General features: G+C 74.7%; 10 protein-coding genes. 4 read left to right on the forward strand and 6 right to left on the reverse strand.

Features of this window, described 5'->3' with window-relative positions; translation table 11 throughout:
* Window positions 1-22: 22 nt before the first annotated feature.
* The gene (locus ACFYUZ_RS16005; protein ID WP_389309284.1) at window positions 23-2,443 is read right to left on the reverse strand and encodes a glycoside hydrolase family 31 protein; all 2,421 of its coding nucleotides are present in this window, start codon (window positions 2,441-2,443) and stop codon (window positions 23-25) included.
* Window positions 2,444-2,658: 215 nt separating this feature from the next.
* Here ACFYUZ_RS16005 and ACFYUZ_RS16010 point away from each other — a divergent pair, with 215 nt between their 5' ends.
* On the forward strand, window positions 2,659-4,632 hold the full coding sequence (locus tag ACFYUZ_RS16010; RefSeq protein ID WP_389309287.1) for an acetoacetate--CoA ligase: 1,974 nt from the start codon (window positions 2,659-2,661) through the stop codon (window positions 4,630-4,632).
* 57 nt (window positions 4,633-4,689) lie between these two features.
* Here ACFYUZ_RS16010 and ACFYUZ_RS16015 read toward each other — a convergent pair whose 3' ends face one another.
* Together ACFYUZ_RS16015 and ACFYUZ_RS16020 are read right to left on the reverse strand one after the other, a co-directional pair.
* Window positions 4,690-5,778, reverse strand: coding sequence for a CU044_5270 family protein (locus tag ACFYUZ_RS16015; protein ID WP_389309289.1), 1,089 nt, complete (start codon window positions 5,776-5,778; stop codon window positions 4,690-4,692).
* A complete protein-coding gene (locus ACFYUZ_RS16020) occupies window positions 5,775-6,773 on the reverse strand; it encodes an RNA polymerase sigma factor (protein ID WP_389309291.1) in 999 nt (332 codons plus the stop codon). Before ACFYUZ_RS16020 ends, ACFYUZ_RS16015 begins: the two co-directional genes overlap by 4 nt.
* 131 nt (window positions 6,774-6,904) lie before the next feature.
* Between ACFYUZ_RS16020 and ACFYUZ_RS16025 the strand changes: the two genes are divergently transcribed.
* Entirely contained in the window at window positions 6,905-8,536 is a 1,632-nt protein-coding gene (locus ACFYUZ_RS16025) for a serine protease (RefSeq protein WP_389309293.1), read from the forward strand.
* 70 nt (window positions 8,537-8,606) lie between these two features.
* Here the strand turns inward: ACFYUZ_RS16025 and ACFYUZ_RS16030 are convergent, their stop codons facing one another.
* Entirely contained in the window at window positions 8,607-9,926 is a 1,320-nt protein-coding gene (locus ACFYUZ_RS16030) for an aminotransferase class I/II-fold pyridoxal phosphate-dependent enzyme (protein WP_389309295.1), read from the reverse strand.
* 45 nt (window positions 9,927-9,971) lie between these two features.
* On the opposite strand from ACFYUZ_RS16030, the gene ACFYUZ_RS16035 reads away from it, so the two are divergent.
* Both ACFYUZ_RS16035 and ACFYUZ_RS16040 read left to right on the forward strand, forming a co-directional pair.
* Entirely contained in the window at window positions 9,972-11,261 is a 1,290-nt protein-coding gene (locus ACFYUZ_RS16035) for an MFS transporter (RefSeq protein ID WP_389309298.1), read from the forward strand.
* A 23-nt stretch (window positions 11,262-11,284) separates the two neighbouring features.
* Window positions 11,285-12,175, forward strand: coding sequence for a hypothetical protein (locus tag ACFYUZ_RS16040; protein WP_389309300.1), 891 nt, complete (start codon window positions 11,285-11,287; stop codon window positions 12,173-12,175).
* A 70-nt stretch (window positions 12,176-12,245) separates the two neighbouring features.
* Here the strand turns inward: ACFYUZ_RS16040 and ptsP are convergent, their stop codons facing one another.
* Together ptsP and ACFYUZ_RS16050 are read right to left on the reverse strand one after the other, a co-directional pair.
* Window positions 12,246-13,916, reverse strand: coding sequence for a phosphoenolpyruvate--protein phosphotransferase (ptsP, locus tag ACFYUZ_RS16045; RefSeq protein WP_389309302.1), 1,671 nt, complete (start codon window positions 13,914-13,916; stop codon window positions 12,246-12,248).
* Window positions 13,917-13,996: 80 nt separating this feature from the next.
* The gene (locus tag ACFYUZ_RS16050; RefSeq protein WP_389309305.1) at window positions 13,997-14,446 is read right to left on the reverse strand and encodes a PTS glucose transporter subunit IIA; all 450 of its coding nucleotides are present in this window, start codon (window positions 14,444-14,446) and stop codon (window positions 13,997-13,999) included.
* Window positions 14,447-14,949: the final 503 nt, after the last annotated feature.

Consider the following 14,949-nt stretch of genomic DNA (forward strand, 5'->3'; position numbering starts at 1 on the left):
GCCGGAGGCTGGAGCCACCCCCTCACAGCCCCCGCACCCGCACCGGCAGCCCCGGCTCCTCCACCCCGTCGTCCGTGACGCGCTCCACCACCACCCGGCCGTCCACGAGCCGCGACTGGTACCGCTCGATCGAGGCCGACTCCCAACCGTCCCCGGTGTCCCGCACGACGAGCCCGCCACCGGTCCGCCCGGCGGCGGGCGCCCACACCTCCAGGACGAGCTCGTCCCCCTCGCCCCGCACGGGCAGCACGGCCCCCGCCCGGGCCAGGACCGGCAGCCGGGAGAGCGGCGCGTCGAGCAGCCCCTGCCCCGGGCCCTCGTACGCCCGCCCCGTCGCCGTGTCGTACCAGCATCCGCGCGGCAGCCGCACCGCCCGCCGGTCCGCGCCCCGCGTCAGCACCGGCGCCACCAGCAGCCCGTCGCCGAGCAGGAACGCGTCCTCGCAGTCGCGCAGCGCCCGGTCCTCGGGCGTCCCCCACCACACCGGGCGGACGTACGGCGCGCCCGTCATCCGGGCCAGCCGGGCCAGCGTCGTGAAGTACGGCCGCAGGCGCTCCCGTTCGGCCAGCGCCACGCGCGCGTGCTCCAGGACCTCGGGACCGAACTCCCACGGCTCCCGCCGCCCGGCGTCGATCGCCGCGTGCGTACGGAAGAGGGGGAGCCACGCGCCCAGCTGGTACCAGCGCAGGAACAGTTCCGGCGAGGGACTGCCGTCGAAACCGCCCACGTCCGGCCCCGAGTAGGGCACCCCGCACAGCCCCAGGCCCAGGACGAGGGCGAGCGAGGCCCGCAGCCCCGGCCACCCCGTCGCCACGTCGCCGGACCACGTGCCCCCGTACCGCTGCATGCCCGCCCAGCCGGAGCGCGAGAAGAGGAAGGGCCGTTCGTCGGGGCGCAGCCGGCGCAGCCCCTCGTACCCGGCCCGGGCCATCGCGAGCCCGTACACGTTGTGCGCCTCCCGGTGGTCGCCGCCCCGGCCCTCCAGCGCGTGCCGCGCCGAGCGGGGCAGCGTCGGGTCGCCGAAGGGGACGAAGGACACCGGCTCGTTCATGTCGTGCCACACCCCGGCGAAGCCCTGCCGGAGGCGCTCCTCGTACAGGCCGCCCCACCACTCCCGCACCGCGGGGTCCGTGAAGTCCGGGTAGGCGCACTCGCCGGGCCACACCACCCCGCGCACCTCCTGGCCGCGCGCGTCCTTGACGAAGGCGTCCACCGCCGCACCGCCGTCGTACACCGGGTCGCCGGGTTCGGCCCTCACCGCCGGGTCCACGATCGACACCAGGCGCACGCCCTGCTCCCGCAGCTCCTCCGCGAGCCCCGGCAGGTCGGGGAACCGCTCCCGGTCGACCGTGAACACCCGGTGCCCGTCGTAGTGATCGATGTCCAGGTGCACGGCGGACAGCGGCAGCCCCCGCTCCCGGTACCCGGCCACCACCCGCCGCACCTCCCGCGCGCTGCCGAAGCCCCACCGCGCGTGCTGCGGCCCGAGCGCCCAGGACGGCGGCAGCGCGGGCGCGCCCGTCAGCGCCGCCCAGCCGTGCAGGACGCGCGCGGGGGTGCCGACGACCACCCAGCAGCGCAGCGGCCCGCCCGACATCCGCACCTCACTGGCCCCCGGCCGGTCGTGCCCGGAACCGGCCCCCTCCTCGCCCTCGGTCAGGGTGACCCGGCCGTCCCAGGAGTTGTCGTGGAACGCCAGGTGCGTGCCGGCGTCCGAGACCACGAACTGGACGGGCATGGTCAGGTAGAGCGGATCGTCCCCGGGGTCGAAACCCCTCTGGGGGTCGGTGTTCCACAGCCGGTACGAGCCGTCCCGCAGGCGCGGCCCGCCCGCCCGCCCGCCGAGACCGAAGAAGCGGGCGTCGGCCGGCACCTCGCTGCGCTGCACCCACCGCGCGCCCCCCGCCCCCGCCGACCCGGTGCTCCCCGCCCCCGCCGACCCGGTGCTCCCCGCCACCACCGGCCCGGCACCCTCGTCCGCCACCGGCTCCCACCAGCGCGGCGGCAGGTCCCGGCGGAGCAGCACCCCGCCCGGGGTCCGGAGCTCCACCGCCCCGTGCCGGGAGACCGTCACCGTCACCCGCTCCGACACGATCCGCCACCCGCCGTCGGTGTCCGGTTCGAGGGAGGCCCGCGGATCCGCCTCGGGCGCCTCGCCCGCCAGGGCGTACGAGGGAAGCGGCTCGGCCCCGTCCCACCCCCAGAACACCGTGCCGCCCGACGACACGCGGATCCGGAGCGAGGACCGGGCGAACCGGACGGTCCCCCCGCCCGGAGCCGGCTCCGCCTCCACCGCGAGCCCCGGCACCCTGGCCCGCTCCGCCCCCCTGGGCGGCATTCCCCACGCGTCCGTACGGCGCTGCCGCCACGCCGACCACACCGCCCGCAAGCCCTGTACCGAACCGAACACCTTCATCGAACGCACCAGTTCACGACCGTCCATGCAGCTCACCCTGCCATCCGCCGCAGCGCGAACCGGCTCCGTTCAGCTGCCGTTCACCCGTGGTGGGAGCACATGTTCAACTGCCCGACCATGTGCCGGCAGACCTGGTGCGAAAGACGATCACATGGCATCGTCCTGTCAGCCGCGTCACGCGCACACCCCCGCACGTGCGCGAGACACACGCAGACCCGCGTACAGCCAGGGAGCCGCCCCAAATGACATCCGCAGCGCCGACCGAGCCGCTCTGGCAGCCGGACGAGGAACGCATCGCCACGGCCGCCGTCACCCGCTTCCAGGCCTGGGCCGCCGAGCACCACGGAGCACCCGCCGAGGGCGGGTACCCGGCGCTCCACCGCTGGTCGGTCGAGGACCTCGAAGCCTTCTGGCAGGCCGTCGTCGAGTGGTTCGACCTCCGCTTCTCCACCCCGTACGAGCGGGTCCTCGGCGACCGTTCCATGCCCGGCGCCGACTGGTTCCCCGGAGCCACCCTCAACTACGCCGAGCACGCCCTGCGCGCCGCCGACGAGCGCCCCCATGACACGGCCCTGCTCCATGTGGACGAGACACATGAGCCCACGCCGGTCACCTGGGGCGAGCTCCGCCGCCAGGTCGGCTCCCTCGCCGCCGAGCTCCGCGCCCTCGGCGTGAACCCCGGCGACCGCGTCAGCGGCTACCTGCCCAACGTCCCGCAGGCCGTCGTCGCCCTCCTCGCGACCGCCGCCGTCGGTGCCGTGTGGACCTCCTGCGCCCCCGACTTCGGCGCCCGCAGCGTCCTCGACCGCTTCCAGCAGGTCGAGCCGGTCGTCCTCTTCACCGTCGACGGCTACCGCTACGGCGGCAAGGAGCACGACCGCCGCGACACCGTCGCCGAGCTGCGCGCCGAGCTGCCCACCCTCCGCGCCGTCGTCCACATCCCGCTCCTCGGCACCCCCGCCCCCGAAGGCACCCTCGCCTGGTCCGACCTGGTCGCCGCGGACGTCGAGCCGGTCTACGAGCAGGTGCCGTTCGCGCACCCGCTGTGGGTCCTGTACTCCTCCGGCACGACCGGCCTGCCGAAGGCGATCGTGCAGTCCCAGGGCGGCATCCTCGTCGAGCACGTCAAGCAGCTGGGCCTGCACTGCGACCTCGGCCCCGAGGACGTGTTCTTCTGGTACACCTCCACCGGCTGGATGATGTGGAACTTCCTCGTCTCCGGCCTCCTCACCGGCACGACCGTCGTCCTGTACGACGGCAGCCCCGGCTACCCCGACACCGCCGCCCAGTGGCGGGTCGCCGAGCGCACCCGCGCCACCCTCTACGGCACCTCCGCCGCGTACGTGATGGCCTGCGCCAAGGCGGAGGTCCACCCCGGGCGGGACTTCGACCTCTCCGCCGTGAAGTGCGTCGCCACCACCGGCTCCCCGCTGCCCCCCGACGGCTTCCGCTGGCTCCACGACGAGGTCCGCGAGAACCTGTGGATCGCCTCCGTCAGCGGCGGCACGGACGTCTGCTCCTGCTTCGCGGGCGCCGTCCCCACCCTGCCGGTCCACATCGGCGAGCTCCAGGCCGCGGGCCTCGGCACCGACCTGCAGTCCTGGGACCCCTCCGGGAAGCCCCTGATCGGCGAGGTCGGCGAGCTCGTCGTCACCAACCCCATGCCGTCCATGCCGATCCACTTCTGGAACGACCCCGACGGCAGCCGCTACCGCGACAGCTACTTCGAGATGTTCCCGGGCGCCTGGCGCCACGGCGACTGGATCACGATCACGGACCGCGGCTCGGTCGTCATCCACGGCCGCTCGGACTCCACCCTGAACCGCCAGGGCGTCCGGATGGGAAGCGCCGACATCTACGAGGCCGTCGAGCGCCTCCCCGAGATCCGCGAGTCCCTGGTCATCGGCCTGGAGGAACCGGACGGCGGATACTGGATGCCGCTCTTCGTGCACCTCGCGGACGGCGCCACCCTGGACGAGGAGCTGGTCGACCGCATCAAGCGGACGATCCGCAGCGAACTCTCCCCGCGCCACGTCCCCGACGAGATCATCGAAGTCCCGGGGATCCCGCACACCCTCACGGGCAAGCGCATCGAGGTCCCGGTCAAGCGCCTCCTCCAGGGCACCCCCCTGGCCAAGGCCGTCAACGCAGGCTCGGTGGACGACCTCGGTCTCCTCCACTTCTACGAGACCCTCGCGGCCGACCGCCGGGGCTGAGCACACGACCGGGGCCCGCCGATCCGACCGGATCGGCGGGCCCCGGCCCTTTCCCGGTCAGCCCTTCGGCAGCTCGCCGCGCACGGGGGCGGACGCCTTGGCGAGCACGGCCGAGACCCCGAGGACCGTTCCCGCCCGCCCGGCCGACGTGTCCTCGGTGAGCACCGTGCGCTCGCCGAGGAACGCCGACGTCGTCCGGTCGAAGATCCACTGGGTCTGCTCGCCGTGGGAGGCACGGGCCACGGCGACGCCCTCGCGACCGGCCGCGTCCTTCGCGGACGGCAGCACGGTCACCCCGGGGATCCGGGCCGCCGCCCCGTACAGCGCGGCGGTGACCTCCGGCGGTGCCCAGGTCTCGGCGAGCAGGGTCCCGATCGCGGTGAACGCCCGCTGATCGGCGTCACCCCCGTCCGTGCGCGTCTGGTCCCGGATCAGGCGCAGCAGCACCGCCGGATCCGTGGGAAGGGTCGCCACGTACGCGTGCGTCGGGTTCGTGACGGAGGGCGGCGCCGTGGCGGCGGTGGTCCTCCGGGGCGTGGCGCCGCGATGCTCCAGCTCGTACACGGGCAGCTCGGCGCCGAGCTCCGTGTCGGCGGCGCCGGGCTCGCGCAGCAGACCGGGCCGGCTGCCGTCGGCGGAGAGCCACACCTCGCGCTGGTGCGCGGGCGGAAGCGCGGCGGGACCTCCGGCCGCGTCGCGCCCCGCGTGGGCGACGAGGCTCTTGACGTAGACGTACTCACCGGGCCGGGCGTCCGGCGCGGGGGCGGCGGCCGCGGCGAGCGCGGCGCCGGACAGGACCCGCACGGCCTCGGACGAGGCGGGCTGCCCGGTCGAGACGCGGCCCGGGGAGCCCGCAGGCCCGTCCTGGGGCGCGAGCACGGCGACGCCGGCGACGACCGCGCAGGCGGCCATCGGCGCGGCGATCCAGCCGAGCCGGAGCCCCTGGCGCGGCCGGCGCGCGCGCACCGGACGGGCGGCCGCGCCGTCCTGGGCGGCCAGGGCGGTCCGCAGGACGGCGTGCCTGAGGTGCTGGTTCCGCTCCGCCGTCAGATCGGGCACCGGAGGCGGGGGCAGCAGCTCGGTGAGCTCGGCACGCAGGAGCTCGTCCGCGTCGGCGTGCGGCGGGCGGGGGGCGAAGGCGTTCATGCCTGGTTCTCCGAGGTGGGTCGGGGCGCGAGGGCCGGGCGGACGGTCGAGCGGACGGAGGGGGAGCCGGGTGGGGCGGAGGGGGACGCCGGCCCCGCGAGGGGGCGGAGCATGTCCTGCGGCGAGGACGCCGACACCGCCGAGGACGCGGGCCCCGCCGAGGGGGCGGGCACCGGTCCCGGCATGGACACGGACACGGGCAGGGTCAGGGGTCCGGGCACGGCGCTCGGCGACGGCACCGGCACCACGGGGGATCCGGACGCCGCGGGGGATCCGGGCACTGCGGGGGACCCGGACGCCTCGGGGGCCCCAGACGCCGCAGGAGCTCCGGGCCCGGCGACGGATCCGCGTGCCCCCTCGGCGGCGTCGGACCAGCCGCCCGTCCCGGCCGGGACGCCGCCGGGGGCGGGCCGTCCGGTCGAGCGGACCGCCGCGGCGGCGGACCGTTCCCGGCGCCGCGCCGCGCGCAGTTCGGCCTCGGCGAGCTTCCGGAGCCGTTCGCGGGCCCGGGACAGCCGGGAGCGGACGGTGCCCACCGGGATCCCCAGCGCCTCCCCGGCCGCGGCGTAGTCCAGGCCCGCCCACACCACGAGCGTGAAGACCTCGCGCTCACGCCGCCCGAGCCTGCCGAGCGCGGCACGGGCGGCGCGGATCTGCTCGCCGTCCGTCATCCGGGCGAGGACGTCGTCGGCGAAGTCCGGCAGGACGCCGCGTTCGGGGATCCTGGCGAGCGCGGCGTCCCGCCTGCGCGCCTCGCGGGCCGCGCCGCGCATGATGTTGGTCGCGATGCCGAGCAGCCACGGCCGCAGGCTGCCGCCGTCGGCGTGCACCTTCCCGCGGCAGCGCCAGGCCTCCAGGAACGCGGCGGACACGACGTCCTCCGCGGCCGCCCGGTCCCCGCACACCCGGTAGGCGTAGTGGTACAGCACGCGTGCGTGCTCGTCGTACGCCTCGCCGAGCGCCGTGGGGTCCCCGGCACGGAAACGATCTCTCATAGGTGATTCCACATCTGGCACTGGGCGGTGGTTCGGCAGGGTTCCCGTGACCTGGACCACAGGCCCCGCCGCGCCCCGCCGATGTGGCCCAGGTCACGGGAACGCCCCGCCCGCGGCGAGCAGTGCTGGGCATGAACGATTCCTCCGCATCCCGCAGCACGTGCAGCACGTCCTGCGTATCCGGCCCCCGCGCCATCGGCCGCCGCACGGTCCTGCGCGGCCTCGCCCTCGCCGCGGTCCTCGCCGGAACGGCCTTCTCGGCCCTGCCCTCGGCCGCCGTGGCGGCGTCCGCCACCCCGGAGACCTACACCCTGACGATCCGGCACCTCGACCGCGCGGGCACCGCCACCGGCGGATACAGCACCCACGTCACCGGCATCTCGGGCCCGGGCGCACAGGAGGAGGCCACGCCGTACGACGCGTCCGGCACGGTCACCGTCCGCCTGCCCAAGGGCCGCTACCTGCTCGACTCCACGCTGTACGGCTCCGGTCCGGCCACCGGAACCGACTGGGTGGTCCAGCCCCGTCTGGACCTGGACGGCGACACCACCGTCACCGTCGACGCCCGGACGACCGCCCCGGTGGACGTCCGCCCGCCGGAGTCGGGCGCCCGCTACCTGAACGGCATCGGCTTCGTCGAGGTCACCCACGAGGGGAGGACCCGCTCCGCGAACATCATCACGGCCCGCGAGGGCCTGCGCGTGGCCCATCTCGGCCCGGCCTCCGAACCGGGTTCGGTCAAGGAGTGGTTCGACACCTACTGGTCGGGCGCCCGCAAAGACTACGGGCTCGGCTACACCTTCACCTCGGACCGCGCCCTGACCGGCCTCGTCCGGCACCCGGCGGCCGGCGGTCTGGCCACCCTCAAGATCCGTGGAGCCGTCGCCGAGGGCGCGACCGGGACCGGGTTCGTCTCCGTCCAGCCGAGCGCGGGCCCCACCGTCGGCCTCGCCCAGTCCCTCGATCTGCCCGCCACCGCGACCGTCCTGGTCACCCCGGAGCGCGGCCGCTGGGACGTCGAGTACACGGGCCCGGCCGCCCCGGAGACGCCGCCCAACCGCTACGTCGCGGACGGAATCGCGGTCCACGCGGGCGCGACCAGCACCCACACCTTCGGCAACGCCGTCTTCGGCCCCGCCCTCGACACCGCGCCCGGCGCCCGGCCGGCCGGTGTCCGCGACGGCGACCGGATCGCGCTCGACATCCCGCTCCTCGCCGACGGCGACGGCCACGCCCCGAGCGCGCCGCGCTTCCACGCCGCGACCACCACGCTGCACCGCGACGGCGTCCTGATCGGCACCCGCCGGGGCGCACCCGGCCGCGCCGAGTTCACCACCACCCCCGGAGCGGCCTCGTACCGGCTGACCGCCTCGGCGACCCGGGGCGACGGCTCGGCGTCGAGCGGGCGCGTCACCGCCGCCTGGACCTTCGCCTCGGCCGCCGCGGCCCGCCCCGAAGCCCTTCCCCTCAGCACCGTCCGCTTCACCCCGGACCTCGCCCTCGACGGCACCGCCCCGGCCGGCACCACGCTCCGCGTGCCGGTCGGCGTCCAGGGCGCGGCCGTCGAGACCGGCGTCCGGTCCCTGACCGTGTCGACGTCCGTCGACGACGGCACCACCTGGACCCGGGTCCCCGTCGTCGACGGCCGGGTGAGCTTCCGCACCCCCGGTCCCGGCCGGGCCGTCTCGCTCCGCGCCGAACTCACCGACGCCCAGGGCAACACCCTGACCCAGACCCAGCGCAACGCCTTCCGCACGCGCTGAACCGCCCCCGCCGGACGCCCCCGGGGAAGGCCGACGCCTTCCCCGGGGGCGTCCCCGCGTCAACCGGCGGTCATCCGCCGTACGTCGCCTGGGCGTCCCCCAGGACCTCGGCGAAGTCCGCCGCGAGGCGCGGGGCGTCCGCGGGCGCGAGCCTCGCCGTGGTGATCCGTACCGCGGGCGGGGCCGCCACACGGAAGCGCGCCCCGGCCGCGACCCACCAGCCTTGCGTCCGCAGCCCGTTGACCACCGCCGACTCGTCCCGCACGGGCACCCACACGTTCAGGCCGCTCGCCCCGACCGCACGGACGCGGTACGCGCCGAGCGCGTCGATCAGCGCCGTGCGCCGCTCCGCGTAGGCCTCCTCGCCCGCCGCCACCAGGTCCCGTACGTCCTCGTCGGCGAGCAGGCCGGCCACCGTCTCCTGGAGGACGTGGCTGACCCAGCCCGAGGTCATGACCATCCGACGGTCGTGCCGCGCCAGCGTCACCGCGTCGCACGCGACCCCGGCCCAGCGCAGGTCGATGCCGAGGTGCTTCGACACGGTCCGCACCTGAGCCCACCGGTCGAGCCCCGCCGCCGCGAGCGTGTGCGCCGCGGCGCCGCCGACCTCCGCGTTGTGGTCGTCCTCGACGACGAGCACCTCGGGGAAATCCCTGAGCACCGCCACCAGTTCGTCCCTCCGCGCGCGCGTGAAGAACGCCCCCGTCGGACACTGTCCGCGCGGGCTGCACACCACCGCGCGCACCCCGCCCCGCAGTGCGGCCCGCAGCGACTCCGGTACGAGCCCCTCGCCGTCCACGGTCACCGGGACCGCCCGCAGCCCCAACGCGGGGACCAGGTCGAGCACATGGTGGAAGCCGGGATCCTCCACCGCCACGGCGTCGCCGGGCCGCAGCTCCGTCGAAAGGAGCCGCGCGATGCAGTCCAGGGCGCCGTGCGCGAACGTCACGTGCTCCGCCGCCACCCCGTCCCGCTCGAACCAGGCCCGGGTCAGCGCCTCCAGACGCGTGAGCCGGGGCGCGGCGCGATGGGAGCCGTACACCGGGTCGACGGCCGCCGGGGGCCGCAGTACGGGGAGGAAGGCGGGGTCGGGGAACCCGGCGGACAGGTCCACCAGGCCGGCGGGCACGCGCGGGGGGCGCCGGGAGGCCGCCGACGGCACCTCCGCGACCACGGTCCCGCCCCGGCCCCGGGTGACGATCAGCCCCCGCTGCCGCAACTCCTTGTAGGCCGTGGCGACGGTCCCCGGACTCACCCCCAGCTCGTCGGCGAGCCGTCGCACCGGGGGGAGGGCGTCGCCCGGGGCGAGCCCGCCCTCGGACACGCCCCGCTCCACGGACGCGGCAATCCCCTTGGCCGTCGCCCCTTCGATCGCATATTGTGCTGCCACGTAATCAATTATGTATCAATACAAAGCAGTTCGCAAGGGGGACCCATGAGCCGCAGCACCGCACGACCCGCCCGTCCGCCCCTCAAGGACCGCATCCCCGGCGGCACCGACGGCCGCCGCATGCTCCTCGTCGGCTTCATCGACAAGTGCGGCACCGGACTCTGGTCCACGGCCATGGCCCTCTACTTCACCTACGTCACCGGCCTCGGCCTCGGCCAGGTCGGCCTGCTCATCGCCCTCTCCGGCGCCGCGGGCATCGCGGGCGCCCCCCTCGGCGGCCGCCTCGCCGACCGCTTCCCCCTCGTCCGCGTCATCATCTGCACCCAACTCCTGCGCGCCGCCGCCCTCCTCGCGCTCCTCACCACCGACGACTACCCGCTGCTCGTCCTCTTCTCGGCCGCCGGCGCCCTCCCCGACCGCGCCACCAACGTCCTCACCAAGCTCTACGCGGCCCGCGTCGCCGGCCCCGACCGCGTCCGCTACCAGGCCGTCAACCGCACCACCTCCAACATCGGCTGGACCCTCGGCGGCCTCGGCGCCGCCGCCGCACTCGCCGTCGGCTCCACCACCGCCTTCCAGCTCCTGCTCGTCGGCGACGCGCTGTCCTACCTCGTGATGGCCGCCCTCACCCTCCGCTGCGCCGAACCCCCCGCCCCCGCGGCCTCCCGCGTCGCCGCCGCCTCCACCGACCCGGCCCCCGCCACCAAGCCCTCCAACCCCTGGCGCGACCGCGGCTTCCTCGCCTTCACCGCCGGCGAGGCCGTCTTCTTCCTCCACGACTCGATCCTCCAGGTCGCCCTGCCCCTCTGGATCGTCCACGCCACCGACGCCCCCGTCGGCCTCGCGCCCCTCCTCATGGTGATCAACAGCGCCCTCGTCGTGCTCTTCCAGGTCCCGCTCTCCCGCTTCGGCACCACCACCGACGCCGCCCGCCGCCTGCTCCGCCCCCTGGCCGGCCTCTTCGCCGTCGGCACGCTCGCCCTCGCCGTCTCCGCCCTGGGCGGCCGCGTCCTCGCGATCACCGCCCTGATCACCGCGGCCGTCGTCCTCACCTTCGCCGAGATGATCCACACCATCGCCTCCTGGGAGATCTCCGTCGCCCTCGCCCCCGACGACGCCCAGGGCGCCTACCTCGGAGTCCACGGCCTCGCCCAGTCCACCCAGCGCTTCGCGGGCCCCCTCCTCATGACGGGCCTCGTCTCCGCGGGCCCCCTGGCCTGGCCCTTCCTCGGCGCCGTCCTGGTCGCCACCACCGCCGCCCAGAACCGCCTCGTCCGCCGACGCCTCACCGGACCGTCACTGTCAGTGCCGAAGGTTACGGTGAGTGAGCACTGATCGGAGCGTCACCAGGGGGAGACATGACCCGCACCGGCACCACCACCGCACACCTCCGCCGCGCCCTGCGCCGCGAGGTCCCCAGCACCGTCGGACTCCTCGCCGACGAGCACGACTTCGCCGCCATGCGCCGGTACCGGACCTTCGCCTTCGACGACCACGCCACCTACCTCCGGCAGGTCGAGGCCCTCCTCAGGACCCTCTCCACCCAGGGCGGCCACACCACCGTCACCCTCTTCGACCCCGAGGAGTACGCGGCGTGGTGCGCCGAGACCGGCACCGACCCCGACCACCCCGCGAGCCGCAGCCGGTTCACCGCCCACCTGGCCACCACCGGCGCCCGCGTCACCTACACCGGCCAGCCCCTCACCACCCTCCTCCCCGAGCTCGTCGACACCGCCGTCCGCCAGGCCACCTGGGAGTACGCCACCACCGTCCTCGCCACCGCCGGCGACTGCGCCGACTGCGGCAAGGACATCGGCGAAGCCGCGTACGCCAGGGCGGGCCGTCTGCTCCTACGACTCCTCGAAGCCGCGGGACCGGGCACCCACCACCTCGTCTGCAGCGTCCGGGCCGCCGACGACCAGCTCCTCGCCGTCCTCCACACCCACGGCACGACACCCCCCGAGGACGCCACAGGACCGGAGTTCACCGCCGTACTCGCCGCCGGCATCGCCCTCGCGGCCCCCGGCGGCGTCGTCCTGCGCACCACCACCCCCGGCGCCCCCGACCGGCTCCACGGCTGGCGCCTCACCGACGGCACCCTCACCCCGCTCACCGAGGCCGAGGTCTTCGCCGCCTACTGCACCGACGCCCGCACCGGCGAGCCCCTCTCCCCGGAACCGGGCGTCGAGTACCGCGCCGGCCTCCCCCTCGCCCCCGACCCCGACGACGACCGGCCCGCCCGCCACTGACCCCGCCCACGACGAAGGGGCTCCCCGCCACCGGATGACGGAAAGCCCCTTCGTCGAACACCCCGGGAAATCACTCCCCGGACAGCACCGCCTGCGCGGCGAGCCGGGCGTCGTGCGCCGTGTCCGCGGCACGCGCCGCGGCCGCGGCCCGCTCGCACTGCGCCAGCGTGTACTTGGCGAGCGTCGCCCGCACGTACGGAATCGACGCCGCACCCATGGACAGGGAGGTGACACCCAGGCCCGTCAGCACACACGCGAGCAGCGGATCCGAAGCGGCCTCACCACAGACACCACAGCTCTTGCCCTCGGCCTTGGCCGCCTCGGCGGACAGCGCCACCAGGTCGAGCAGCGCCGGCTGCCACGGGTCCTGGAGCCGGGACACCGCACCGACCTGACGGTCGGCCGCGAAGGTGTACTGCGCCAGGTCGTTGGTGCCCAGCGACAGGAACTCGACCTCCTGGAGGATCGAGCGCGCCCGCAGCGCGGCCGAGGGAATCTCGACCATCGCACCGAACTTCGCCCGCAGCCCCGCCTCACGGCACGCGTCGGCGAACGCCTTCGCGTCCGTGCGGTCGGCCACCATCGGAGCCATGACCTCGAGGTACACCGGCAGCCCCTCGGCCGCCTTCGCCAGCGCCGTCAGCTGCGTCCGCAGCACCTCCGGGTGATCGAGCAGCGACCGCAGCCCCCGCACACCGAGCGCCGGGTTCGGCTCGTCCGCCGGAGTCAGGAAGTCCAGCGGCTTGTCGGCACCCGCGTCGAGCACCCGCACGACCACACGGCCCTCGGGGAACGCCTCGAGAACCTTGCGGTACGCCTCGACCTGCTTCTCCTCCGACGGCGCCTTCTGACTGTCGTCCAGGAAGAGGAACTCCGTACGGAACAGACCGACACCCTCGGCGCCGGCCTCCACCGCCGCGGGCACGTCCGCCGGACCGCCGACGTTGGCCAGCAGCGGCACCTTGTGACCGTCGGAGGTCGCGCCCGGACCGCTGGACGTGGCCAGCGCGGCCTTGCGCTCGGCGGCGGCCTTCGTCAGCTCCGCCTTCTTCTCCTCGCTCGGCTCCACGAAGATCTCACCGGTGGAACCGTCGACCGCGATGAGCGTGCCCTCGGCCAGCTCACCCGCGCCCGGCAGCGCCACGATGGCCGGCACACCCAGCGCCCGCGCGAGGATCGCGCTGTGACTGGTCGGCCCGCCCTCCTCCGTCACGAACCCGAGCACCAGCGTCGGGTCGAGCAGCGCCGTGTCGGCGGGCGCCAGATCCCGGGCGATCAGCACGTACGGCTCGTCGCTGTCCGGCACGCCCGGCATCGGCACGCCCAGCAGCCGCGCGACGATCCGGTTGCGCACGTCGTCCAGGTCCGCGACCCGGCCCGCCATGTACTCGCCGGCACCCGCGAGCAGCTCGCGGTAGTGCGAGAAGGCGTCGTAGATCCCGCGCTCGGCCGTGCTGCCGACCGCGATCCGGCGGTCGACGTCGGCGATGAGCTCCGGGTCCTGGGCGATCATCGCCTGGGCCTCCAGCACCGCCTGGGCCTCGCCACCGGCGAGATTGCCCCGGGCGATCAGGTCGGCGGCCACAGCCTCCACGGCCTGACGGGCGCGCCCCTGTTCGCGCTCCGCCTCGTCCGGGGGGATCTGCTTGGCCGGCGGCTCCAGCACGGCCGTACCCATGTGCCGAACCTCGCCGATCGCCACTCCGTGGCTGACGCCGACGCCTCGCAGCGTTGTCTCCATCTCACCCGTCTCCGATTGAGCGACGGCCCCGGCCGCCGCGTTGAATGTCGAACTCGCGGTCGTCACGAGGACGGACCGGCTCAGTGCCAGCCGAAGAGCACGTCTTCGGCCTTCACATCGCCGTCCTCGACGACCTCGGAGAGCGAGTCCGCGGTGGCCTCCAGGGCCACGACGGGACAGATCGGGGACTTGCCGGCGGCCTCGACCTCGGCGGGGTTCCACCGGACGACGGCCTGTCCGCGCGTCACCCGGTCGCCCTTGCCGACGAGCAGCTCGAAGCCCTGGCCGTTGAGCTGGACGGTGTCGATGCCGAGGTGCGTCAGCACACCGTGCCCCTCGTCGTCGACGACGACGAAGGCGTGCGGGTGCAGGGAGACGATGACCCCGTCGACGGGGGAGACGGCCTCCGACGCCTCACGTACGGGATCGATGGCGGTACCGGGACCGACCATCGCACCGGAGAAGACCGGGTCGGGAACTGCGGCGAGACCGATGGCGCGTCCAGCAAGCGGCGACGTCACGGTTGTCATGGGAAGCCTCCCAGGGGCGGAGATCGTGTGGCGCCGTCGCTGCCTGTCCTGGACGGCGCATACTGTTCTGAAGCGTATGTCATACGAAGTCCCGGTTCCGCACGAGACGTACCAATTGTGCGGAGCTAGGGACTACCGGAACGATTTGCCTCTACTGACGGTGGGATGTACTGTCGTACTCCTGCCTGACCCCAACGCGGCCTTGAGTCGCGGGTCGGCAGCACCTATCAAGCCAGATCCTAACCCCAGTGGTCTACACCTCTGCGTGCTCGCAGGGGAGTGGTCGGGGGGACCGAGAAAGCCTGGTAATGTTCAACCCCGCCGGGAACGGAAAGCGCGAATAGCGAATTCCAGCCCTGGCAGCCCGCTCCAGCGGGTGGCGGAAACGGAAATCGGGTCTGCTAAGCTGGAAACGAAGGAAGCGCCCGGAGGGCCCGGAAACGGGACCGAAGGAAGCGTCCGCACCTTGAGAACTCAACAGCGTGCCAAAAATCAACGCCAGA

The organism is Streptomyces sp. NPDC004266, assembly GCF_042874095.1.
Taxonomy (GTDB): Bacteria; Actinomycetota; Actinomycetes; order Streptomycetales; family Streptomycetaceae; genus Streptomyces.

Bases quoted from the DNA above. Each gene is read 5' to 3' on its own strand.
- ACFYUZ_RS16005 (WP_389309284.1), bottom strand. From the start codon at position 2,443: ATGGACGGTCGTGAACTGGTGCGTTCGATGAAGGTGTTCGGTTCGGTA.
- ACFYUZ_RS16010 (WP_389309287.1), top strand. From the start codon at position 2,659: ATGACATCCGCAGCGCCGACCGAGCCGCTCTGGCAGCCGGACGAGGAA.
- ACFYUZ_RS16015 (WP_389309289.1), bottom strand. From the start codon at position 5,778: ATGAACGCCTTCGCCCCCCGCCCGCCGCACGCCGACGCGGACGAGCTC.
- ACFYUZ_RS16020 (WP_389309291.1), bottom strand. From the start codon at position 6,773: ATGAGAGATCGTTTCCGTGCCGGGGACCCCACGGCGCTCGGCGAGGCG.
- ACFYUZ_RS16025 (WP_389309293.1), top strand. From the start codon at position 6,905: ATGAACGATTCCTCCGCATCCCGCAGCACGTGCAGCACGTCCTGCGTA.
- ACFYUZ_RS16035 (WP_389309298.1), top strand. From the start codon at position 9,972: ATGAGCCGCAGCACCGCACGACCCGCCCGTCCGCCCCTCAAGGACCGC.
- ACFYUZ_RS16040 (WP_389309300.1), top strand. From the start codon at position 11,285: ATGACCCGCACCGGCACCACCACCGCACACCTCCGCCGCGCCCTGCGC.
- ptsP (WP_389309302.1), bottom strand. From the start codon at position 13,916: ATGGAGACAACGCTGCGAGGCGTCGGCGTCAGCCACGGAGTGGCGATC.
- ACFYUZ_RS16050 (WP_389309305.1), bottom strand. From the start codon at position 14,446: ATGACAACCGTGACGTCGCCGCTTGCTGGACGCGCCATCGGTCTCGCC.